Below are 23,152 nucleotides of genomic sequence, written 5' to 3'. Positions count from 1 at the left end.
AATCTTAAAAATTGGAAAATCCGCATAGTTTTGCGCTGTTAACAATAAATTCAAGAAAACGCCTTGAGGGATGTCATGCGTTATTTAATATTGTCATTATGTTGTGCTGGGGTATTGGCTGGCTGTCAAAGCCACAAGGCCGTTGAGGAAAAACCAGCAGCACTGACTGCAACGCTACCACCAGTGGATACTGAAAAAGAACCAGGCTTGTTTGATCAATACCATATGGGTGGCTTCACTGTAGGCGGTTGGGTCAATCAAAAGTTGGGTCAATACTTCACACCAGTTAAACCACAAAATGAACAGGCGGCTGTTGTGTATCTGTATCGACCAGATTCGCGCTGGAACCGTCAGGAAATTGCGGCGGTCAACCTGTTTATCAATGGTCATCGTATTCCAAGCCTGTTACATAATCATTATTACTGGGTTGAACTCCCTGCGGGAACTTATCGTTTCAGTGCAAGCCGTCCTTTAGCAGGATTACATTTTCAGAAACCGAAATATCTGGACCTGACAGTGGATGCCGCGCAAACCTATTTCATCAAATATGATGAGGAAAACAAGATTTCCCGCAGTGAGTATACGGGTCCGTGGATGGTGGTGCCTGACAAGGTCGCCCGTCAGGAAATCGCGTTTACCCGTTTAAAATCTTCGAGCTACAACTTTGTTGCACAGGATGAATCGGGAGAGGTTCGTGCCAAGCCTCAGGAGCTCAAGCCCGTTAAATATGATGAAAAGTCTGAAGTGCTTTTGGTCAAGCCATTTAAAATCTGGAATCCCTTAACCTGGTAAACTGACACAGAACAGGGACTATTCAGGTTGAACCAGTGGTTTGATGATGGTTAGGAACTGTTCCTTTAGTTGTGAGCTTTGCTCTGGATCATTCAGGCTTTGCTGGCTCAAATGACTCATATACTGAAAAACATTGGTGCTGATTTTCAATGTTTTTTGATTAATGGATCTACCCTCAGGCGTTTTTAGGAATTTTAAATAAGCCTGTACTTCTTCCTCACTTAATGTCTCGGCATAAATTTTTTCTATGGCCTGTAAGGTTTCGGGTCGGGCAAACACTTTTGAACTGGTGTCTTTCAACAATTGGCTGAGTTCGAGTACAGCCAGCTGTTCCTGTGTGGTGGTTAATTTATCCTTGTTTAACACCCTTAGCAGGATGTTTTCAGCTTCTGAATCCAATGTCGGCTGCATTTCATCCAAAGAGGTATATAGGATATTTTCAAACTCACTCAGTTTGATCAGCTCTTTTACAGACTGGGTTCGTGCTGGTGTGGCAAAGACACTTTGCATGGTGCTGATCAGGCATAAACCAACCAGCACGCTCGATATATTTCTATTCATGTTTTTGTCCTTATTGTTGTTTTGTTTTTTATAATCTAACAGAAGCACTGGGCAAAAAAATAGCCGAATACAATGATTCGGCTATTTTTCTGATAAAGGCGTTATTGAGCAGCATCAACCACTGGAATTTTACCAATTTTTGCTTGCCAGATTTTTGGAGCAGTTGCGTGGATAGACGTACCATTCACATCAACGGCAACAGAAACAGGCATATCTTCAACCACAAATTTGTAGATTGCTTCCATACCTAGGTCAGCAAATGCAACAACTTCAGCTTCACGTACAGCTTTAGAAACGAGGTAAGCAGCGCCACCCACAGCCATTAAGTAAGTTGCTTTATTGTCTTTGATTGCTTCAACAGCCGCTGGACCACGATCCGCTTTACCGATCATGCCGAACAAGCCAGTTGCTTCTAAGACTTGACGGGTAAATTTATCCATACGCGTTGCAGTTGTAGGACCAGCAGGACCAACGACTTCATCACGAACAGGATCAACAGGACCAACGTAGTAAATGAATTTACCTTTTAAGTCGACTGGAAGTTCTTCACCATTATTTAACATGTCGACCATGCGCTTATGTGCAGCATCACGACCTGTATAAATTGTACCGTTAAGAAGTAAAGTATCGCCTGGTTTCCAAGAATTCATTTCTTCTTGTGTGATCGTATCTAGATTCACACGTTTTGATTGAGATGAATCCCAAGTTACGGCAGGGTAGTCTTCAAGTTTAGGTGCTTGGATGTGTGCTACGCCTGTACCATCTAACTGGAAGTGTGCGTGGCGTGTGGCCGCACAGTTCGGAATCATACCCACTGGTTTACCCGCAGCGTGACATGGGTAATCCTTGATTTTAATATCAAGAACAGTCGTCAAACCACCAAGACCTTGAGCACCAATACCCAATGCATTTACTTTTTCGAAGATCTCGATACGGAGTTCTTCCATCTTGCTTTGTGGACCACGACGAAGTAATTCGTCCATGTTGATTTCTTCCATGAGTGCTTCTTTTGCAAGCATCATGGCTTTTTCTGCAGTACCACCGATACCAATACCGAGCATACCTGGTGGACACCAGCCTGCACCCATTGTTGGTACAGTTTTAAGTACCCAATCTACGATTGAATCAGATGGGTTTAGCATCGCAAGTTTGGATTTATTTTCTGAACCACCACCTTTAGCTGCAACGGTAATATCAACTTTATTACCTGGTACGAGTTTGTAGTGGATGACAGCAGGTGTATTGTCTTTAGTATTCTTACGACCAAAAGCTGGATCAGCAAGCACTGAAGCACGAAGTACGTTTGAGTTTTCTAAGTAACCTTGGCGTACACCTTCGTTCACTGCATCGTCTAAGCTCATGGTTAAATCAAATTTAACATCTAAGCCGACTTCAAGGAAAACGTTGACGATCCCTGTATCTTGACAGATTGGTCGATGACCTTCAGCACACATACGTGAGTTGATGAGGATTTGAGCAATTGCATCTTTTGCAGCTTTGTTTTCTTCACGATCATAAGCACGGCTCATCGCTTGGATGAAGTCTTGTGGGTGATAGTAGGAAATAAACTGCAGGGCATCCTTGATTGATGTAATCAAGTCATCTTGTTTGATGATCGTTGTCATATCAAATTTCTCTTGAGCGGGCGATTAGCTGGCGGGCTAAATTATATGACAAAAAGGAATGAATGTGGGAGTTTTAGCTTAGATTTGGCTAAAGGTCTAAAGCGAAGCTTTGATCTAAATTGCATCAACAAAAGATGCGCTTTGGATTTTAGTTTTTTCTCAGTTGAGATGGACTATAGCCAAAATGCTTTTTAAAGCGATGGCTAAAATGGCTGCTTGAACTGAAACCGTAATTTGTAGTAATTTCGGTCAAATTTGCTGTGGTCAACTCTAGTGCCTGATGAGACAGCTCAAGTCGGCGTTGCATCACATATTGATGCGGTGGCATGTGCATGGATTGCTTGAAAAGAGGTGGTCCCGCTTGTTTGATATACAAGAGGTCTCGATGCTTCTTATTTTACTTCATGAGCATTTGCTCTCGTGATAGGTGGCATGGATGCTACCTTGTTAGACTGTGGTTTACAGGGATGTACCATCAGTCTAACAGAGGGGTTTTGTTACTTTTGCCCAGTCAAAAGTAAGGCAAATGTCTATACAAAAAACTTATGATGACTCATGGTACTATGAGTACTTCATTCAAAACAAAAAGATTTGATTCAACGGGTAAAACTTATCTGCTTAAACATTTTTATGTAAAGCAGATAGTTATCGCAAGTTGTTTAATCTTGCTGTTTTGCCTGAATTGCCGTCAATGCAATGGTAAACACAATATCATCGACCAAAGCACCGCGAGACAAGTCGTTCACTGGCTTGTTCAAACCTTGCAGCATTGGGCCAACACTAACGACATTAGCCGCACGCTGTACTGCTTTATAGGTGGTGTTCCCTGTATTTAGGTCAGGGAAAATAAACACATTGGCACGACCTGCAACTTGCGAGTCAGGTGCTTTCTGGCGGCCAACACTTTCAACCGAAGCTGCATCGTATTGCAACGGGCCATCAATCAATAAATCTGGACGGCGTTGTTGTGCGATTTTGGTTGCTTCAGCGACTTTCTCAACATCTGCACCTGTACCAGATGTCCCTGTTGAATAACTGATCATGGCGATGCGTGGGTCAAGACCAAAGGCTTTGGCTGAGTCTGCGGATTGAATCGCAATTTCGGCAAGCTGTTCCGCATTTGGATCAGGGTTGATCGCACAGTCACCATAGACACACACTTCATCAGGCAATAGCATAAAGAAAATCGATGATACCAGTGAGTAATTCGGTGCGGTCTTAATGAGTTGGAATGCAGGTCGCACCGTATTGGCTGTGGTATGAATCGCTCCCGAAACCAGACCATCTACCTGATCCAAGGCCAACATCATGGTGCCAAGTACAACAGTATCTTGCAATTGTGCTTTGGCTTGCAACGCATCCAGCTTGCCTCTGCGTAACTCAACCATTGGCTCGATATATTGATCACGGATAGTGTCTGGGTCAATAATCTGTAGATCAGCAGGGAGCTGAATCCCACGTGCCTTGGCAACCTCGGCAACAGACTCTGGTTTTGCCAAAAGGATACATTGGGCAATGCCACGTGTCTGGCAAATCACGGCAGCCTGTACAGTACGTGGTTCATCACCCTCTGGGAGTACAATACGTTTTTTCGCTGCAATCGCTTTCTGTACCAGCTCATAACGGAAAGCTGATGGAGAGAGGCGAGGATGTAGGTTGTTCTGGGTATGTTGATCCAGCCAGTTATTGTCAATATGACTTGAAACAAAACGGGTAACCTGCTCAGCGCGTTCAATATCATCAATTGGAATTTCATTGCCAAAACGATTTAAGCGTTGTGCTGTTTCAAGTGTATCAAGTGAAGTATGCAGAATTGGCAAACCTTGCTTAATTGCACTTTGGCAAAACTCTAAAACATTGTCTGAGGGTGGCGCCTGTTCAGTTAAAACCAATCCTGCCAATGGTGTACCATTGCTACTGGCGAGACTGGCTGCAAGCAGGGTGTCGGTACGCTGTGAGGCGCTGATGATCAGTTCACCTGCAACAAACTTGTGTAGTTCAGATTCAATATTTGAGGCAATCAGGCTGGTGTGTAAAATGCGGCGTTGCTTTGCCTCGCCCTGATGCAGCCATGTTCCGTTAACAATTTGGGCAATGTCCAGACTGCGCGGCACACTCAGGATATTGCTGAATGGAACCAGACCAATAATTGGCAACTCATCTGTTCCTATAAAGCGGTTATAGCGTTGCAGCTCTAATGAAAATTCGGCAATTTGCTGGTCCAGACGTAGGCTTGGGTCAAGTGTGACAGGAATTTCAGCCGTGCCGTCTGGAAGCCCCTTGGTTCGCATGAACAGAACCCCTGTAGTGCGGGGTGAGGCTGCACCGCCAAACGGACGTAGATGGGCATCCACTTTTTCGGCTGTTTTGCGTGGATCAGCCAGATCGGCAGTACTGACCAAAACCACCTGTGCATCGAGTGCTTGTGCGAGTGCGGCATTAATTTCACTGGCAAAGTGATCTTGTCCATTGGGTACAAGACCTTCGACAATAATCACATCATGATTAACCGCAATCTGGCGATGCAAGGCAACCGCCTCTTCAAGCAATTCATCTGTCTCACCTAATGCAATCAGTTGAGTCAATCTTTCATAAGCAATCGGTTCAACCGAATGACGCTGGAATAGATGACGATACAGGGTGGTGGTGCGGTCAACCGTTGCATCTGCAATTTGTGAAAATGGCTTGAGAAAACCTGCATTGATGCCTTTGCAGTCCAGGGCGTAGATCATGCCTAAACAGGCAGAGGTAAGACCAACCCCTTCACCTGTTGGAATCAGTAAAATTGTATTCATAATGACCTTGGTATTATCTAAATATGATTGTTTAAGCTATTTGTGCAAGCACCTGACGGGTCTCTTTGGCGATACGACCTTCTTCATCAGTTGGAATCACCCAGATTTGTGGACCAGTTCCTCCATCAATGCGTCCCTCTGTGCCACGAGTCAAAGTATCATTATTTTCCTTGCTGAATTGCAGGCCAAAATGAGGCAGGTAAGCGAGCGTTTTTTCACGCACATAGGCAGAATTTTCACCAATGCCGCCAGTGAACACCAATCCATCTAAACGCGGCAAACCACAGCTCAAAGCAGATAATGATTTTGCTAAACGATAACAGAATACTTCAATCGCCAGTGTTGCCCCTTCATGGCCATTACCCGAAGCTTCAACTAAAGTACGCATGTCGTTTGACAGGCCAGATAAGCCAAGCAAGCCACTTTCTTTATTCAGCATACTGTCAATTTTCTGGATACTCCAGCCTAAATTACTTGCAAGGAATAAATGTAGGCTTGGGTCAACATCACCGCTACGCGTACCCATGACCACACCTTCAAGTGGGGTCATCCCCATCGACGTATCTAAACTTTCACCATTCCAAACAGCACAGGTTGAACTGCCATTACCCAAATGAGCACTGAGCCAGCCCCCTTGATTTTTTGCTCCTGCCAATTCGCTCGCGCGTTCAGTCACATAAGCATGACTTGTGCCGTGGAAACCATAACGACGAACTTGATGTTCTGTATATAAGTTTTGCGGTAGGGCATAACGGTATGCACGTTCAGGCATCGTTTGATGGAACGCTGTATCGAAAACTGCAACTTGAGGTAATTCAGGAAATAAGCGCATGGTTGCTTCAATCCCAATTAAATGAGCAGGATTATGCAATGGCGCAAGCGGTGTCGCTGCTTCAATACGTTTTACAATCTCTGGTGTTAAAAGTTCAGCTTTGGTTAAGTTTCCACCGTGTACTACTCGATGACCAATCGCCTGAGGATTGTAATTTGCTAAACGAGCTAAAAGGGTTTCGAGCGCTTTAGCATGATCTGCGTGAGGGATTGAAAGCTCCAATGGTTCGCCACCCACTGTTACCCCTTTAATACGTGCATTAGCAGAACCTAAATTTTCTGCCAAACCATAGATACGATCTTCACGGCGTTCAGAGATCAGTGCGTATTTGATGGATGACGAACCACAGTTAATTACAAGAATAGATATAGCCACGTTTGAACCCCTAACAGGTTTTAAATTTTATAAACCAATACTTTTGATTTTGCCACAATGCATGGGGCATTAGAATCAAGCGCAATGTTTTAACATGGGTTGTCATATTGGCGAAGATAGACTTTAGCCTATACGACTGATTTATAAGTGAAACAAATTTATATTTCAGTATAGTGTGTAAATAAAAGATTATTTTGGGTGATCTGTTCGTTTTGCTACAGTTTTTTGTATGAAAATATGTAAAAACACGATAAAGATCAAATAAATGAGCTTTATCGTGCCAAAAAGCAAACCAATAGAACCAGTTACTGGCGAATCTGCCCGTCACCAAAAACAATCCATTTATGTGAAGTCAGGCCTTCCAGACCGACTGGACCACGGGCATGGATTTTATCGGTTGAAATCCCGATTTCTGCACCGAGACCATATTCAAAGCCATCGGCAAAACGGGTTGAGGCATTGATCATCACCGAGCTGGAGTCAACACGTGCCAGAAACTCACGTGCCAGACTAAAGTTTTCGGTAATAATCGCATCGGTATGGTGTGAGCCATATTGGTTGATATGGTCAATCGCCTCATCCATACCACTCACCACCTTAACTGCAAGGATCGGCCCCAGATACTCTGTATACCAGTCTTCCTCGGTCGCAGTTTTGACAGATTCACCCAGAATGCGCTGGGTTTCTGGACAGCCACGAAGCTCAACCTGTTTTTCCGCATAAAGTTCAGCAATGCGGGGCAGGAATTCTTCAGCAATCGTTTCATCAACCAAGAGGCTTTCCATGGCATTACACACTCCATAACGGTGTGTTTTTGCATTCAATGCGATTGGCAAGGCTTTTTGGAGGTCAGCCTGTGCCTCAACAAAGATATGGCAATTGCCATCCAGATGCTTGATCACAGGAATACGCGCTTCATTGCTGATGCGTTCAATCAGGCTTTTTCCACCACGCGGCACAATCACGTCAACATATTCAGTCATGGTGATCAGATGTCCAACAGCAGCACGGTCAGGTGTGTCAATCACCTGCACGGCATGTTCAGGCAGGCCTGAAACCTGTAGCCCATGTTGAATGGCGGCTGCAATTGCCTTGTTCGATTCCAGCGCCTCAGAACCCCCACGCAGGATAATCGCGTTACCCGATTTCAACGCCAGCGATGCCGCCTCAAGTGTCACATTGGGACGTGACTCATAAATCATTCCAATCACGCCAAGCGGCACGCGCATTTTACCCAACTGGATACCAGACGGACGGTAGGTCATATCAGTGATTTCGCCAATCGGGTCAACCAATGCGATGACATCTTTCAAGCCCTGTAGCATGCCCTTGAAACGGGCAGGGGTCAGTTCCAGACGGTCAAGCAGGGCACTGTCCAGTTGGCGTTGACGGCCATTTTCCATATCAATTTGATTGGCTGCTAAAATTTGTGCCTGATTATTTTCCAGGGCAGTATAAATTGCAGACAAGGCATGATTTTTCAAATGTGTCGATGCACTGACTAAAACACGAGACGCTTTACGCGCCTGTATCCCGACCTGTTGCATATAAGTTTGAATAGAGTCTTGCATAGCATTTTGATGATTGCATGTATTTATAAAGATAGTAACAGTCAAATGCGGAACAATGAATAGCCTGAACTGACTAATTCACAAATTGTAAACTGTTATGTTGCGTGGGTGTTTTTGCTGAAATGCAATGAATCTGTTGAATTTAAAGACATAACTACATATTTTGCAAAAGATTGTTGAACTAAACAAGATAAATGGTTAAGGAAATCGTTGCGTATAAAACATGCATTTGTATAGAATGAAAATGTATAGGACAAATGTAATACAAATTTTGTAAATTTGTTAACTTGCAAGTTGAAATCGTAAAAAATGAGACTCTTGCATCAAAAAAATAAACAAGGATGGAGGAAGGATATGAATTCCATTATCCAAATGGACTCGGATTTAAACCACACCTACACTGGGTTTGGTTTTTTCGACATTTACAATAAAAACAGTTTTAAACAACCAGCGCGTACTACATGGATAGATGGTTGGAAAATTGAATATATGGCAATTGCTGATCCCAAAACGATCTACAACACGCCAATTGTAATTGTCGGAGGCGCATTTCAGAACTTTAACTCTTATAAGTATTGTGTTGAGCAACTCTTTGAGAGTGGTCCTGTCATTTTGATTGATTTACCTTCAATGGGCGCAAATCAACAGATTCGCAATGTGGATACTGGTGAATCCGCAGCAGTGCTGGAATTGCCTGATTTATCAAAAATGCTGGGTCAATGGCTTGATATTGTTGGAATCGACAAGGTTTCAGTGATGGGAATGTCATTGGGTTCAGTGGTCGCTTCTTCATTTGCATATCAACGTCCAGAACTGGTGGACCGTATGGTGCTGATGGGTGTGATGCAAAAGACCCGTAAAAGCTGGCGCATGCTGCTTGAGGAGTCACTACACCTGATGCGTGAAGACCGCATGGAGGAGTTTGGGCAGGCGGTTATTTTGTATCTGGTCAACCACGCCAAGCTGGACAAGACACGTATGTCACCCACAGCCAAGCGTCTGTTTTTTAGACAGATGGCTGATTTCACCACAACTGAGCGTGAGCGCTATGAAATCAATTGCAACCGTTTACTGCGCCTAAGTGATGTACCTGTCGCACAGTGTAAGACATTGGTTGCTGCTGGGCAGTATGACAGTTTCACCCTGCCGCATGAAAACGCCGACTTTGCCTTGCAGTGTGAAGACATGCAGTTTGCCTTGATCGCCAATGCCGATCATGTGCCACAGCTGCAGCGCCGTAAAGAAACCATGAATCTGTTTACGACATTCCTGAAAGGTGAATCCATCGATAACCTTGATGGCATCATTAGCATGACGCGCGAGCAAATGAAGCAGATCGAACGCCGTGGTGAAGAGCGTATTCCTGTTTTACAGCCAGAAAGCAAGCTTAGCCACCGTCATCTGGATGGCGAAGTGTCAGTCACGATTGTTGATATCACGTTCTTTGGAGTGTACCTGAAACTTCACCAACTTGAGCAGCTTGATTTTGTTAGCCAGCATCCACGTGATTTAGCCTTGCATTTGGTTGATGAAGAGGGCGAATTTAAAATTGAATGTTTAATCTTTGATGCCACCGAGCAAGGTCTACGTATCTTGTTTAAACATGGTAGTTTTGAGATTGCTGACCGTTTAACCCGTTTTATTGAGCGTCAGAAACTGGCTAATTAATTCGTAAAAACGTGTAGGAAAGTTAAAAAAGAGAAGTGGTGTATGACCACCTCTCTTTTTTTGTAGGGATTATTTATTGCTTGCCTGGATTGTCCAGACCAGATCACCCAAGTGCTGATGTCTGTTTTGCAGGGAAATTTGATCGAAAAACTGTTTGGGCTGTAGAACCTCTACCTGTTTAAAGCCAGCTTCATGAAAAAACTGTTCGACTTCAACAGGAGTCTGAAAGTGGAAACTAAAGGCACTACGGGACATCCACTTCAATAAACGGCTGCTGTTCCAGATGATGGTGGCGAGTTTATTTTGGGTCGGTTCTGGATAAAGGTCAGTTAAATAATGCAGTTCTTTAAAGTCTTTACCATAGGTAGCAATGGCTTTAATCAGTTGTTGCAATAATGGTTTCTCAAAATAGTTAATCAAGCCTTCGCTAATCACCACCAATGGACGTTGAGGATCAAATACCTCAAAGGCAGAAGCAAAAGCGTCCGTGAATAAATCGACTGAAAGCACCTCATCAGTTTCGCTTTCAATTTGTTGTAGTGCCGCCTGTTTGGTCGCAGCCATATCAGGTAAGTCAAGTTCACGGTAAGTGATGTCTGGATAATGCTGTCTAAACCACCATCCACGCGGGGAGAGTCCACAGGCAATCTCAAGCACCTGTAAATCAGGATGCTGTTGAATTAATGTCTGTAAGTGAGTGTCAAGCATAGTGTGGCGCTGTTTTAGCGTGGTGCGCATACTGCCACCCACATATTTTTCTGCCCAGCTTTCAATCGGATGAACTAGGGCGGCAAGCGTTTTCCCTTTTGCCGTTGCCAATGCTGGATGAGAAATTCCCATTTGATACCAGATATAGCCTGTGTAATGTGCAGTAAATGAAATATGGCGATGTTTTGAAAGTTGTTGTGTCATCTGTCCTAGACTCTGTTTTTATCTTATTTTAGCGAAATGAAATAAATCTTTTTTTAAATTGAAGATTCCTTTCATTTAAATAAGACTTTAAGTTTGTTATTTACTCTCATGAAGCGACATGGATGCCCTAATTGACCAGTCTGAACTGTTTTAAAAACAACACAAAGCTGATCAAAAAAGGATTTTCGTTACTTTTCATCCCTGAAAAGCAAGGCATTACCTATAATAAAAAGTATCTGATTAGATATAGCTTCTAAGGCAGCGCCAACTTATTCGTAGATACAACTTAAAACGAATTCTTAAAGTCTTCAATGACTTTTCTGACGTTTTGCCAAGTTTCGTCCAAAGTGAGGGTAGTGCCGATCTGAATCTCTGGAATTTTACCGCGCATACGCTCCAATCGTTGCTGGTTTGGCAAGGCAAGGTTTTGAATGCCATCCAGCGCGGTACATGCGGCTGCACGGTCATTGCAGACCAAGCCCATATCACATCCCGCGTTTAATGCAGCCTGAATCCTCGCATCCGCACCGCCTGCCACACATGCAGCCTGCATACTCAGGTCATCCGAAAACAAAACCCCATCAAACCTGAGCTGCTGGCGTAAGACATTTTGCAGCCAGAAAGGAGAGAATCCTGCTGGGTTGGGATCAACCTGATCATAGATCACATGGGCTGGCATCAGTGCATCCAACTGAGGCATCAACTGGATAAAGCTTTGCATATCCTTATCATAAATTTCCTGATAGCGACGGCTGTCAATTGCCGCCGCCACATGCGAGTCTGCCTTGACTGAACCATGACCTGGAAAATGCTTGCCAGTGGTTGCCATGCCTGCTTTTTTCATGCCCTGCATAAATGCACCTGCCAGTGGTACGATGTCCTGCATATTTTTGGCAAAACCACGGTCACCAATCACATCGCTAATATCATTCAAGTCCAAAACAGGCGCAAAGCTAAAATCAATCCCCACCGCAAGTACTTCAGTTGCCATTAACCAGCCACATTGTTCAGCCAGTTCAATTGCCTGCTGCGGGCTGTGCAGATAATGCTCTCCAAGTCGTCCCATCGCTGGAAGCAAGGTAAAACCCTGTCTTAAACGCTGTACACGACCACCTTCCTGATCAACAGCAATCAGGATGTCAGGGCGCACCTGCCGCATATGGTCTGTCAATGCACGGACCTGTTGAGGGGATTCAATATTGCGGGCAAATAAAATCATGCCGCCGACTTGCGGAGCCTGTAATAGTTCAATATCTTCTTGAGTAAGTTCTGTGCCAGCAATATCCAGCATCAATGCGCCGATCATAGTGATTCCGTTTGAATTTTGATAAAAAATTTGATGAAAAAAACGATAGATAAATTGTGCAATGATTTGCTACATTTTGTCAGTACAGAATATGATAAAACGACATGATATTGATGAATAAGTTATACGGGTTGCCAAGATGCTGAATGCATGGCATTCATATTGACATTGTGCCTGTATAATAATTGCCATATCCAAGGAAGCACCAAAATTTTATGAAACTTCAAACGATAGCGTGTGCGGTTGCAATTGCGACTGGTGGTTTATTTTTCTCTCATACCATAAATGAGGCATTTGCGGCGACAGAAGCGCCAGTCGTTTCAACAGCGATCAAGCCATCACAGGAACAAGCATTGGTCTCGCGTCAACTGGCAACATTGGTTGACCGTCAGCATTACCTGAACATGCGTCTGGATGCGGCCACCTCAAACCGTATTCTGGATATGTATCTGGATAGCCTTGATCCAGACCATTCGCTGTTTCTTAGTAGTGAGGTTGAAGAATATAAGAATAAGTACGGCTCAACTTTTGGCAGCTCATTGAAAGCGGGCAACTTAACTGGGCCTTTTGCCATTCATGCGCAATATCGTGAGCGTTTGAAACAGTTTTACGAATACATGCTAGCTGAACTCAAGAAACCACAGAATCTGCATCAGAAAGATGTGTATCTTGATATTGACCGCGAAAAGGCACCTTATTTCAAAACGACTGCCGAGCAACGGCGTCATTGGCAGAACATGCTAGTGTCACAGTTGATTAATCTAACCATCAGCAAGGAAGAGGAGCAGGCCAAGCAAAAGGCGTTAAAGGCCAATCCATCGCTTGCCAATGGACAGGACCTGACAGGGCCTGAAGACTTAACGCCTGTTCAGACACTGACCAAGCGCTATACACGTCAGCTCGAGCGTATTGGTCGGGTAAAAAGTGATGATGTGCTGGATAAAACATTGAATGCAATGTTGGCAACCTATGATCCACACAGTAATTATTATCCACCAATTGATGCGATGGAGCTGAACCGTCAGACCACCTTGCAGCTTGAAGGGATTGGCGTTTCAATTCGTCCTGAACGTGGCAATGAGGACTACACCAAGATCGAAACCATCGTTGAGGGTGGTCCAGCCAGTAAATCTGGTCAAGTGAAGTCGGGAGATCGCATTATTGGGGTTGCCCAGGATGGCGATAAAATGATTGATGTGATCGGCTGGCCTAGTTCTGAGATTGTGGGGCTGATTCGTGGTAAACGTGGTACCAAAGTCACGGTACGCTTGCTGGGTGCTGGCGCAGCCATGAGTCAGGCGCGTAATGTCACACTGACACGCGATGTGATTCAGGAAGAGGATGCGGGTGTTCGTTCACGTACCGTTGAAATCACGCGTGATGGCAAGAAGCATGTCTTCGGTGTGATTGAGATTCCATCATTCTACTTTGATTATCGTTCACGCCGTGCTGGTACTGAGTACCGTTCAGTGTCTGAAGACACTGCAAAAGCATTTGCAGAACTGAAAGCCAAGAAAGTCGAAGGCATTATGGTTGATTTGCGTAATAACCCAGGTGGCTCTCTGGAAGAGGTTGCCCGTATGCTGGGGCAGGTGATTAAGTCAGGCCCAGTGGTTCAGATCCGTGATGGCAATGGTAATGTCAATGTGTTTGAAGACACCGATGGCGGTGAACAGATTTATGCTGGGCCAATGGCGGTATTGGTGAACCTGGCTTCTGCTTCGGCAAGTGAAATCTATTCTGCCGCAATTCAGGACTATGAACGTGGTATCATCATTGGCAGTACCACCACAGGCAAGGGAACCGCTCAGGTTCAACTGGATTCTTTGGCACATGGTCAGGCAACGCTGACCCAGCGTAAGTTCTATCGTGTTACAGGCGGCAGTACCCAGAATAAAGGCGTAATTCCCGACATTAGACTGGTGGATATCTACAATGAGGAGTTTGGTGAGCGTAAGGCTAAAAATGCATTGAAGTGGGACACCATTCCAACAGCGCCATTCAAACGTGAAGGTTCAGTACAGCCATATCTGGCTAAACTGAACCAGACCTCTGAACAGCGTGTTGCGACAGACCCGCAGTTTAAGTATTTGGAGACACGCAAAACACTTGCCAAGAAAAGCGCTGATGAGAAGAAAGTGGTACTGGATATCGACCAGCGTCGTGCTGAACTGATTGATCTGGAAAAGCAAACGCTGGATGCTGAAAATCAACGCCGAGCTGCAACAGGCCAGCCGCCTTATGCAAACTGGGAAAGCTACCAGGCTTCTATTGACGCTCTAGTTGAGTCACGTGCCAAGATGAAAGCTCATCTGCGTCCACCTTTACCAGAGGAAGAGGCATTTATTACCGAAGCGGCAAATGTGCTACTGGACTATGCAGCATTGCAAGGCCGTTAAATTTTAGATTTTGCCGTTAAAAAAAATAGCCCTGTCATGCAGGGCTATTTTTTATTGTCCAAGTCTTTATTGTTCAAGGTTTAATTGACTCGAATCCAGATCTGGCTGCGTCCCAATACAGAAACCCCGACATAGCCCCGTAGATGTAGGCGTTGTCCATTTGAGCTGAGTTTTGCTGCCAGACTATATACACGGCCAGTATTGGGGTCGAGAATTCGTCCACCTGTATAGGTGAGGTCTCTCTTTTGCTTAAGCTTGGTAATTACATTTAAACCGACAATCGGTTTGTTGGTATAAGGGGCAGGGCAGCCCGTACAGAACTCTTTCGGTGTGTAACCTGTACGTGGGGTGATTTTGGTTATTTTGCCTGTATAGGTGCCATCCGCTTCCTGGGTAATTTCGACCTGGCCTTTAGGTGCACCTGTGACGTCATCAATACTTTGCCAAATACCCGTAATATCTTGAGCAAAGGTCAGTTGGCCAAGACCAAATAACACAAAAAAGGTAATGAGTTTTGAGTACATGCTTAAGCCTCCTTGCTGCCTATCATTGTTTTTCTATTATTTCGGATTTCTAATAATAGATTCAATCATTATTTTACAATTGTTTGCTTTTTTAATATAGTCAAGTCATTATAAAACTAATACAACTAAGTCGATGAATTATTTCGAGTTTTTTTCGAATCCTGTATGGATAATAAAGTAGTTTGACTATAATTGAAATTTCAATGAATTTTTGAGGATTTAAGAAAAAACCACTTCGCTTTGAATGAAAACGAAGTGGGTTTTTTTGATGAAACCGTGATCAAGATGATCAAGTATAAGATGGTGGGTGCATACAGCATTATTGCTTATTCAGCGCGAATCCAGATCTGGTTACGACCTAATGCAGATATACCCAGATAGCCGCGCAAGTGCAGGCGTTTACCATTTGAGCTTAACTTGGCTTTCATGTTGTACACTTTGCCTGTATTTGGATCAAGAATACGGCCACTAGTATAGTTAAGGCCATCTGTGGACTTTAGGCCTGTCACCACATCCAGACCAATAATAGGTTTGTTGGTATAAGGGGCTGGGCAGTCTACACAGGTTTCCTTTGGAGTATAGCCCGCACGAGGAGTAAGTTTGACTACTTTTCCTGCATAAGTATTGTCAGCTTCTTTACGAATCTCGACTAACGCCTTAGGTGCACCCGTTTTGTCATCAATCGTCTGCCAAAGACCTATAATGCCTTCCGCAAAAGAAAAACTGCTGACTGCTGATAAGAGTAATACACCTATGAGTTGTTTGGCCATCATTAAAATCCTTTTAACGTTTGAAACTCCATTATGTAGGATATTTGACAACTAGTTCAATCTTTATGTGATATTTGCTGCAAATTTTAAGACAAAGATAAAATAAAAGTGGGTAGCCAGATGGCTGTGAACACCCCATTCACCGCCATGCCAAATGCGGCATAACGACCCGTGACAGGACCACGCTGCCATGCCTGTGCCGTGCCAATGGCATGGGCCGCCAGACCCAGCGCCAGGCCAGAGGCACGTTCATCATGGATATGTTTTAAGATCCACGGTGAAAAGGCCGCTCCAATCACACCTGATAAGATCACAATTAGAGAAACCATCATCAACGGGGCATGTAGCAGTGTGGCAATGTTAAGTGCAATCGGTGTGGTCACCGCACGTGTGGCAAAGGCCATGATGGTCGGTTCAGACATGTGCAATAAATAAGCAAGTCCCATAGGCAGGGCAACCGCACTGATGCTGGCAAAACATAAAATTCCAATCATGGACTTGATGGGCAAGTCATCGTAGCGCATCGCTGCGAGGGGAATGGCCAGCGCAACCGTGACATAACCAAGTAGATGGTTAAACACATCATTGACGTTGTTCATGTAGTGTTCATACGGAATGCCGAGGATTGCCAGCAATCCAATCACGATAAACATGGCAAACACAATCAGCGGAATCTGAGGAACCTTTTTATTCAAAGGTTTTGCAAGCAGATAGCTGATCAGGGTGATCACAAAGCCATAAATAACCATCAACATAAATAAAGGCCTCTATAACCAGCGTTTTGCCATTTTGGCGTAAATCCATAAGGGCAATAAGGTACTTAGGGTGAGCACAAACAGAAACACAGGAATTTCCTTGCCCAGATGAACCAGCATGATCAGCGAGCCTGCACAAATCGGCAGAAACGCAAATGCGCTTTCTTTCATGATTTTATTGTTGGTATCAATCAGGCGGTTGGAGATTTTTTTAAACCGCCTCCAGATCAGCAGGGTGGTGAGTAGCGCAATCAACCCCACCAGATTACCCAGTTCAGGGTGATGAAAGGCTTTGGTGATCAGGACGGCACCCTCACGAAATACGACAATCAATAAAATCGTGCAAAACCAGGCTGACCAATCAATATCTTTCATGTGCTTTTTTACTCTCGTCTATCTGAACGATGTGTAATCATCATTATAGTGATGAATTGTCATTCCGTTCGAATTCTTCCAAAGCCCGCTCGAATAAGGAAGCTTTTTTTCCAAGAATTTCGTCTAATGGTAAATGTGCCTGTTTAATGAGTTGCTCCAGTTTATGAGGGGCGATACAGACCGACAGGTGCAGGTCACCATGATCATCATGGTGTTCAGACTGAATCACGTTCAGGGTATAAAGCTGGGTACGAAGCTTACCGTAGGCAGGTTTCAGCACTAAATCAAAGTGTTGTAACTGGCCCATCAGACATTGTTGTACCGCCTGACTGAGCAGTTCCAGACCCTGCCCAGAATGTGCCGAAACATAGACACGGTCAGGCTGGTCAGGTGTCTTATAAATGATTTTTGCGGCATCGCCACTCAGGTCGATTTTATTGTAGACATGCAAAACTGGGGCGTCGGCACCAATTTCCTTGAGCACTGACTCCACCGCTTCAATCTGCTCAGTCATGTTGGGACTGCTGCTGTCAATCACATGCAGCAGCAAGGTTGCTTCCAGCGTTTCTTCCAAAGTGGCCTTGAATGACTCGACTAGATCGTGCTGCAAGTTTCGAACGAATCCAACCGTATCCGCCAGCACAACTGTGCCTATGCCATCCCAGTCCAAACGCCGTAAGGTGGGGTCTAGGGTTGCGAACAGTTGGTCGGCCGCATAAACATCACTTTTTGCCAAGATGTTAAATAAGGTTGATTTTCCTGCATTGGTATATCCCACCAGTGAAATGGTTGGAATCGCTGCTTTTTGACGCGCGGCGCGGCCTTGGAGACGGGTTTGCTGAACTTTGACCAATTTTTCCTTGAGTTGGGTAATGCGTACCCGAATCAGTCGGCGGTCTGTTTCCAGTTGTGATTCACCTGGCCCGCGTAGGCCAATACCGCCCTTTTGCTGTTCCAGATTACCCGTAAAGCCACGAATCAGACGGGTGGACAAATGTTTAAGCTGTGCCAGTTCGACCTGTAGCTTCCCCTCATGGGTGCGGGCACGTAAGGCGAAAATATCCAAAATCAAACCTGTACGGTCAATCACCCGACATTTCAGTACTTTCTCCAGGTTGCGTTCCTGGGCAGGGGAGAGTGAGTGGTCAAAAATCACCAGTTCCGCTTCAAGGTCTTTGACCTGTTCGGCAATTTCATCAACCTTGCCTGAGCCAATAAAGAACTTTGGATCAGGCTTGTTGCGTTGCACAGAAATATGTTCAAGGATTTCAGCACCAGCAGATTGAGCGAGCAATCGGAACTCTTCAGCATCCAGATCGTCAAGCAGTTGTACAGCCACACTGACTAAAATTGCCCGTTCACCACCTTGATGCTGCTCAAAATTTTCCACGCGATCTCATATGTTCGTTGTTGAAGCCTTATTCTAGAATAAACTTAAAGCAAAGGGCAAAGACTAAGTGTCGCTAGGTGATATTTCGGCGCAAAAGATCAATAAAACCAATCAATGTTGCCAGATACAGGATTGACCAGCCTAAAAAACATTCTGAGCGCATAGCCATAAGGAAGAGTGGTCTGTGATTCTGATGTGTTGGCATGTGGATTCATCTTATCACCTATAAATCTGTAAATTCGATTTATTTATGGTAATTGATCTGATAAATCATTTAAAATTGAAAAAATTTATCCTTACATTCGTTTTTTAATATCAATGCTACATTTATAAGTGGATATGGGCATGATATAACTTTGCTAATTTAATGCATACATGCATACGGTTTTGATGATTTATGACACAAGAAACACCAGCGCTAAACAACCCGCCATTTAGTTTATTCTCTAAGTTCAGTCTATATAGCAAGAAATTGGCCGCAGGCCTGGAAACGATTGGTGAAGGCTTTTATCTCATCTATCGTCATGGCCTCTATAAAGATCCCAATAATCCTGTAAATACCCGTTATGTGCAGTATTTTTGCCGTCGTTTATGTGAAGTCTTCAATATTGAGGTACAGGTTCATGGTGCCATTCCCCGTGAACCTGCACTTTGGGTCAGCAATCATATTTCATGGCTGGATGTGGCGGTACTGGGTTCAGGTGCACGTATTTTCTTTCTGGCGAAAGCCGAAGTGGAAAAATGGCCCATTTTGGGAAATCTGGCAAAGGGCGGTGGAACCCTGTTCATTAAACGTGGTTCAGGTGACTCCATTCGGATTCGTGAGCAAATTACCGAGTTTTTAAAACAGGATATTCCCGTGCTGTTTTTCCCTGAGGCCACCACCACAGATGGCACAAGGGTTAAAAAGGTACATGGCAGATTGCTTGGAGCCGCTATTGAGGCCCAGCGACCCGTCCAGATCTGCGTGATTTGCTATGTCAACCAGAATGGTGAGCTGGACATGGTGGCCCCATTTATTGGTGAAATGTCCTTTGCGGAGCATGTGCAGCGTGTTCTGGAAATGCCCAAGGTCACGGCCCACCTACTGACATTGCCCGCAGTTCCTGTAACAGGGCATACCGTGGAGACCTTAACCGGGGAAGTTGAGCAGCAAATGCGTGCAGGTTTGCTGGAGTTGCAGCGTAAGGTACTTAAGGTGATGCCAGATGGCACAGAGGCTACATAAATCCCTCGATTGGTAGCCATGAAAGCATCTTGATGCCAGCCCTTTGCCACCATTTCATGCGTGGTTCTTTGGTATAAATAACAGGGCCTTGAGGTGTCTGACGCTGCCAGGTAATTTTCTTGTTGGCATCCAGCACCAGTTTATAGGCATATTTGCTGAGGTTCTCATCCATTGTGGTGTGAACCGCCTGGGCAAGTGGTGGGCTGTTGAGCAGTACACCAATCTCAGTATTGAGATAGGCCGAGCGTGGGTCAAAATTAAACGAACCAATAAAAACCTGTTTTTCATCCAGTGCCATCAATTTGGCATGCAGGCTTGAACGGCTTAAGCCCTTTATGCTGACCTTGGCCTTTTTCGCCAAATCCTCGGTGTTTTTGTCCAGATCATTTTTATTCAGCGCAGGTAAAAATTCATAGAGCTGTACACCATGTTCCAATAAGTTCTGCCGATACTTGCCATAAAACGCATGGACCACCGCGACATCATTGGCCTTGAACGAGTTGGTCAGAACCCGTACCTTAACGCCATCCTTTGCCAAATCGGTCAGCATTTTTGCCCCTTTTTTTTCAGGAACAAAATAGGCTGAAATCAGGTCAACGTTTTTTTCAGGTTGTTCGAGATGCTGAATAAGCTGGAAATTGAGGTGTTCTTTCTTTTTTGCCTTAGACTTGATCTTGTCGGGTGAATCCTTGACCACTTCCGCCTTGACCCAATCCAATTGAATATCCCGACTCATCAGTGAGTCAATGGCCTGAGAGTTGCTGGTTAAATCCAGATAGTTTTGTACGGTAACCCGCTTGTAGTGCTCATCAAGCTGCCGTTTTAAACTTTCATAGCTGAGATGATGGGCACTTTGCTTGACCACTTCCTGCACCTTGTAGGCATATTCATGGTTCCAGTATTCATCAAAAGAATGTGAAATATCTTTCACCGCCGTGCCGAGCAGCATCACATCAACATCAGAGAACTGGTAGTTGTCACTGACATTGTAATATTGATTGGTCATGTTGCGCCCGCCAATTAGGGCAACCTGGTGGTCTGCGATGAAGCTCTTGTTGTGCATGCGTCGGTTGATGCGCTTCAGGTCCAGAATCATGTCGAACGCACGATATTTCCGAAAGCGATAGGGGTTAAACAGCTTGACTTCAATATTGGGGTGCTGTGCCAATGCCAGAAAAATTCCCTCGGTTGATTTGGCATTGTTATCATCAATCAGCAGGCGAATCTTGACGCCACGGTCTGCGGCACGGATCAGCGCATGCAGGGCCAGTGAGCCAACCTTGTCGTTATCCCAGATGTAATACTGTAAATCCAGCCTTTTCTCCGCCTTGTCAATCAGGCTTAGGCGGGTCGCCAGGGCCTCCAGCGGCTCAAACAGCACCAGATAACCTGTCAGCTCAGGGTGCTGTTCTTGTAAGGGTTGAATGATTTGTGCCAGTGTGGTCTGGGCGGTGTCAACCTGCAAGGCGGTTTCAGGAATGGATTCTATTGTATGTTTGGGTAAGGTGCTGCAACCTGTTACAGTGATCGCAATACTGCAATAAATCGCAAGCATACTTTTATTGTAAGTAGTTGTACTTATTTTTGTATGTTTGTTATTTATACGGGCAGATTGCGTCATAATTATTACTGATTAAAAGTTCGGCTTGAGTATAGCATTTCATCGAAAAATATAAATATGAGATGTGATAACTGCCCCTGAGGTGAGGTGAATGAGCTCTGCACTGTTAAATTCAGATATAGTTATTTTAGTTTTCTATCTCCTGTTTGCGGTACTGGCACTGTGGGCACTGATTCAGGCCTGGATACATCAGGCTCGCACCGAAACCATCCATCCGTTTAAGGCGTTCGTGCATTTGCTGGCTTTTTATCTGTCTTATTTGCTAGTGCCCCTTTGGTTTTTTAGCCTCTATGCAGGTTGGTCAGGTTACTACACCCCCCACCAAACCATTTTTGTATTCCTGTTAAGCAGTGTGTTGGTCTATGCACGTTTTATTGAGCCACACCAAATTCATGTGAAATACCATCAATATCGTTTAAATCCACAGCGTGAATTTACCAAACCTGTAAAAGTGGCATTGGTTGCAGACATGCATGTAGGGTTATTTTCAGGACATGAACGCCAACTCAAAACCATTGTCAAAAAATTAAATCAGGAGCAGCCCGATTTTGTTGTGGTGGCTGGAGACTGGACCTATGAACCTGAAAATCGTTTGGTGCAGGAACTGGCAGTATTAAGGGAAATACAAATGCCAGTTTATTCTGTGTCAGGTAACCATGATGAACAGTATCCAGGACCACCAATTCAGGAACTATTGGCAAAAGCGCTGTCTGAAAACAATGTGATGGATATTGAGGGCAAGATTATTGAATTTGATGAGTTCCGTCTGGTTGGCATCGGGGATTTGTGGGCAGGAAAAGCCAATATGCGTTTTTTACCCGAGTTGCCACAGGATAAGCCGTGGCTGATTTTATCCCATAATCCTGATACGGTGGATATGGTGCCAGAATTGCCAAGCCATCCTCTGATGCTATCTGGACATACACATGGCGGACAAATTGAACTGCCGTGGGTCACCAGCTACATTATGAAACGGGTTTCGATTTTGGGGCACAAAAAAGGCTTTTACTCACATGAACATGCAGATGTATTTGTGACGGTGGGGACGGGGATGGTGGGTGTTCCATTTCGGTTTCGTGTGCCACCCACCATTGATATTATTGAATTATGCTAAAAAATATGTGAAAATGACAGGAAGTGGCTTAAAAATAGCCAATTAAATATTAAAACCCAAAAACCGCTTGCGTGGGAAATAAAACTGCCTATAATGCGACTCCATCGTCGGTGTTGTTGATTGAAAGTTTTTTTAAATCAGTTGCTTAAAGTGGTTTAAAATAAAGTTGAAATTACCTGTTGACTTTAAAGAGATTTAGGGTAACATAGCCGACCTAGCTTGATGATGACGAATCATCGAGAAGATCATTAAGAGAATAGAAGAACAACTTGTGTGGATTTTTACTGATTGATTGATCGATATATTATCATTGATTGAATGGTAGAAATTTCTCGAAGTTTATTTGAGCGAATTTTTAGTCAGAAAATTGATGAGCCAAGATTTGTAGCCATAAGCTACTAATGATATTAAACTGAAGAGTTTGATCATGGCTCAGATTGAACGCTGGCGGCAGGCTTAACACATGCAAGTCGAGCGGGGATTGGGTGCTTGCACCTAATCTTAGCGGCGGACGGGTGAGTAATGCTTAGGAATCTGCC

Annotated in this window: 18 protein-coding genes and 1 pseudogene; 5 read left to right on the top strand and 14 right to left on the bottom strand. The window is 44.4% G+C overall.

Annotation, left to right across the window (positions count from 1 at the left end):
* The first annotated feature begins 75 nt into the window (after positions 1-75).
* Positions 76-792, top strand: coding sequence for a DUF2846 domain-containing protein (locus F988_RS11795; protein WP_004683217.1), 717 nt, complete (start codon positions 76-78; stop codon positions 790-792).
* Positions 793-810: 18 nt separating this feature from the next.
* On the opposite strand, the gene F988_RS11790 is transcribed toward F988_RS11795, so the two are convergent.
* The 6 genes and pseudogenes from F988_RS11790 to F988_RS11770 form a co-directional block, all read right to left on the bottom strand.
* Entirely contained in the window at positions 811-1,353 is a 543-nt protein-coding gene (locus tag F988_RS11790; RefSeq protein WP_004678494.1) for a DUF2059 domain-containing protein, read from the bottom strand.
* A gap of 101 nt (positions 1,354-1,454) precedes the next feature.
* Positions 1,455-2,978 carry a fumarate hydratase gene (locus F988_RS11785; RefSeq protein WP_004683216.1) on the bottom strand — a complete coding sequence of 508 codons (1,524 nt, stop codon included), beginning with the start codon at positions 2,976-2,978 and terminating at the stop codon, positions 1,455-1,457.
* Positions 2,979-3,126: 148 nt separating this feature from the next.
* A pseudogene (locus F988_RS14810) lies at positions 3,127-3,327 on the bottom strand (helix-turn-helix domain-containing protein); the annotation flags it as partial.
* 310 nt (positions 3,328-3,637) lie between these two features.
* Positions 3,638-5,773: a phosphate acetyltransferase gene (gene pta, locus F988_RS11780; protein ID WP_004683215.1), complete on the bottom strand. Its 2,136-nt coding sequence runs from the start codon at positions 5,771-5,773 to the stop codon at positions 3,638-3,640.
* Positions 5,774-5,804: 31 nt separating this feature from the next.
* Positions 5,805-6,980 (bottom strand): acetate/propionate family kinase, encoded by a 1,176-nt coding sequence (locus F988_RS11775; RefSeq protein ID WP_004683214.1) that lies wholly within the window; start codon positions 6,978-6,980, stop codon positions 5,805-5,807.
* A gap of 305 nt (positions 6,981-7,285) precedes the next feature.
* Complete coding sequence (locus tag F988_RS11770; protein WP_004683213.1) at positions 7,286-8,551, bottom strand: glutamate-5-semialdehyde dehydrogenase; 1,266 nt, start codon at positions 8,549-8,551, stop codon at positions 7,286-7,288.
* Between the two features lie 354 nt (positions 8,552-8,905).
* On the opposite strand from F988_RS11770, the gene F988_RS11765 reads away from it, so the two are divergent.
* Positions 8,906-10,219, top strand: coding sequence for an alpha/beta fold hydrolase (locus F988_RS11765; RefSeq protein ID WP_004683212.1), 1,314 nt, complete (start codon positions 8,906-8,908; stop codon positions 10,217-10,219).
* 69 nt (positions 10,220-10,288) lie between these two features.
* Here F988_RS11765 and F988_RS11760 read toward each other — a convergent pair whose 3' ends face one another.
* Together F988_RS11760 and nagZ are read right to left on the bottom strand one after the other, a co-directional pair.
* Positions 10,289-11,131 carry a class I SAM-dependent methyltransferase gene (locus F988_RS11760; protein ID WP_004678487.1) on the bottom strand — a complete coding sequence of 281 codons (843 nt, stop codon included), beginning with the start codon at positions 11,129-11,131 and terminating at the stop codon, positions 10,289-10,291.
* A gap of 286 nt (positions 11,132-11,417) precedes the next feature.
* Positions 11,418-12,437, bottom strand: a complete 1,020-nt coding sequence (nagZ, locus tag F988_RS11755) for a beta-N-acetylhexosaminidase (RefSeq protein WP_004683210.1) — start codon at positions 12,435-12,437, stop codon at positions 11,418-11,420.
* Between the two features lie 215 nt (positions 12,438-12,652).
* On the opposite strand from nagZ, the gene F988_RS11750 reads away from it, so the two are divergent.
* Positions 12,653-14,836: a carboxy terminal-processing peptidase gene (locus F988_RS11750; RefSeq protein ID WP_004683209.1), complete on the top strand. Its 2,184-nt coding sequence runs from the start codon at positions 12,653-12,655 to the stop codon at positions 14,834-14,836.
* Between the two features lie 80 nt (positions 14,837-14,916).
* Here the strand turns inward: F988_RS11750 and F988_RS11745 are convergent, their stop codons facing one another.
* From F988_RS11745 to hflX, 5 genes are all read right to left on the bottom strand, one after another.
* The gene (locus F988_RS11745) at positions 14,917-15,360 is read right to left on the bottom strand and encodes a DUF2147 domain-containing protein (protein WP_004683208.1); all 444 of its coding nucleotides are present in this window, start codon (positions 15,358-15,360) and stop codon (positions 14,917-14,919) included.
* Positions 15,361-15,686: 326 nt separating this feature from the next.
* On the bottom strand, positions 15,687-16,133 hold the full coding sequence (locus F988_RS11740; protein ID WP_004683207.1) for a DUF2147 domain-containing protein: 447 nt from the start codon (positions 16,131-16,133) through the stop codon (positions 15,687-15,689).
* Positions 16,134-16,216: 83 nt separating this feature from the next.
* Positions 16,217-16,885, bottom strand: a complete 669-nt coding sequence (locus tag F988_RS11735; protein WP_004683206.1) for an LrgB family protein — start codon at positions 16,883-16,885, stop codon at positions 16,217-16,219.
* A gap of 12 nt (positions 16,886-16,897) precedes the next feature.
* On the bottom strand, positions 16,898-17,260 hold the full coding sequence (locus tag F988_RS11730; RefSeq protein WP_004683205.1) for a hypothetical protein: 363 nt from the start codon (positions 17,258-17,260) through the stop codon (positions 16,898-16,900).
* A gap of 43 nt (positions 17,261-17,303) precedes the next feature.
* Positions 17,304-18,650 carry a ribosome rescue GTPase HflX gene (gene hflX, locus F988_RS11725; RefSeq protein ID WP_004683204.1) on the bottom strand — a complete coding sequence of 449 codons (1,347 nt, stop codon included), beginning with the start codon at positions 18,648-18,650 and terminating at the stop codon, positions 17,304-17,306.
* A 397-nt stretch (positions 18,651-19,047) separates the two neighbouring features.
* Here hflX and F988_RS11720 point away from each other — a divergent pair, with 397 nt between their 5' ends.
* Entirely contained in the window at positions 19,048-19,878 is an 831-nt protein-coding gene (locus F988_RS11720) for a lysophospholipid acyltransferase family protein (protein WP_004683202.1), read from the top strand.
* Here F988_RS11720 and F988_RS11715 read toward each other — a convergent pair.
* Positions 19,871-21,433 (bottom strand): phospholipase D family protein, encoded by a 1,563-nt coding sequence (locus tag F988_RS11715; RefSeq protein WP_010589135.1) that lies wholly within the window; start codon positions 21,431-21,433, stop codon positions 19,871-19,873. The genes F988_RS11720 and F988_RS11715 overlap by 8 nt on opposite strands.
* A 157-nt stretch (positions 21,434-21,590) precedes the next feature.
* Here F988_RS11715 and F988_RS11710 point away from each other — a divergent pair, with 157 nt between their 5' ends.
* Positions 21,591-22,613: a metallophosphoesterase gene (locus tag F988_RS11710; protein WP_004683199.1), complete on the top strand. Its 1,023-nt coding sequence runs from the start codon at positions 21,591-21,593 to the stop codon at positions 22,611-22,613.
* The last annotated feature ends 539 nt before the right edge of the window (positions 22,614-23,152 follow it).

This window comes from Acinetobacter parvus DSM 16617 = CIP 108168, assembly GCF_000368025.1.
In the GTDB taxonomy this organism is placed as follows: domain Bacteria; phylum Pseudomonadota; class Gammaproteobacteria; order Pseudomonadales; family Moraxellaceae; genus Acinetobacter; species Acinetobacter parvus.
The sequence above is the reverse complement of the archived record's forward strand: the minus strand, read 5'-3'. Positions and strand labels throughout refer to the sequence as shown.

What these genes read in the sequence shown, in the direction of transcription:
- F988_RS11795 (WP_004683217.1), top strand. Translation starts at nt 76, where the DNA reads ATGCGTTATTTAATATTGTCATTATGTTGTGCTGGGGTATTGGCTGGC.
- F988_RS11790 (WP_004678494.1), bottom strand. Translation starts at nt 1,353, where the DNA reads ATGAATAGAAATATATCGAGCGTGCTGGTTGGTTTATGCCTGATCAGC.
- F988_RS11785 (WP_004683216.1), bottom strand. Translation starts at nt 2,978, where the DNA reads ATGACAACGATCATCAAACAAGATGACTTGATTACATCAATCAAGGAT.
- pta (WP_004683215.1), bottom strand. Translation starts at nt 5,773, where the DNA reads ATGAATACAATTTTACTGATTCCAACAGGTGAAGGGGTTGGTCTTACC.
- F988_RS11770 (WP_004683213.1), bottom strand. Translation starts at nt 8,551, where the DNA reads ATGCAAGACTCTATTCAAACTTATATGCAACAGGTCGGGATACAGGCG.
- F988_RS11765 (WP_004683212.1), top strand. Translation starts at nt 8,906, where the DNA reads ATGAATTCCATTATCCAAATGGACTCGGATTTAAACCACACCTACACT.
- F988_RS11760 (WP_004678487.1), bottom strand. Translation starts at nt 11,131, where the DNA reads ATGACACAACAACTTTCAAAACATCGCCATATTTCATTTACTGCACAT.
- nagZ (WP_004683210.1), bottom strand. Translation starts at nt 12,437, where the DNA reads ATGATCGGCGCATTGATGCTGGATATTGCTGGCACAGAACTTACTCAA.
- F988_RS11750 (WP_004683209.1), top strand. Translation starts at nt 12,653, where the DNA reads ATGAAACTTCAAACGATAGCGTGTGCGGTTGCAATTGCGACTGGTGGT.
- F988_RS11745 (WP_004683208.1), bottom strand. Translation starts at nt 15,360, where the DNA reads ATGTACTCAAAACTCATTACCTTTTTTGTGTTATTTGGTCTTGGCCAA.
- F988_RS11740 (WP_004683207.1), bottom strand. Translation starts at nt 16,133, where the DNA reads ATGATGGCCAAACAACTCATAGGTGTATTACTCTTATCAGCAGTCAGC.
- F988_RS11735 (WP_004683206.1), bottom strand. Translation starts at nt 16,885, where the DNA reads ATGTTGATGGTTATTTATGGCTTTGTGATCACCCTGATCAGCTATCTG.
- F988_RS11730 (WP_004683205.1), bottom strand. Translation starts at nt 17,260, where the DNA reads ATGAAAGATATTGATTGGTCAGCCTGGTTTTGCACGATTTTATTGATT.
- F988_RS11720 (WP_004683202.1), top strand. Translation starts at nt 19,048, where the DNA reads ATGACACAAGAAACACCAGCGCTAAACAACCCGCCATTTAGTTTATTC.
- F988_RS11715 (WP_010589135.1), bottom strand. Translation starts at nt 21,433, where the DNA reads ATGCTTGCGATTTATTGCAGTATTGCGATCACTGTAACAGGTTGCAGC.
- F988_RS11710 (WP_004683199.1), top strand. Translation starts at nt 21,591, where the DNA reads ATGAGCTCTGCACTGTTAAATTCAGATATAGTTATTTTAGTTTTCTAT.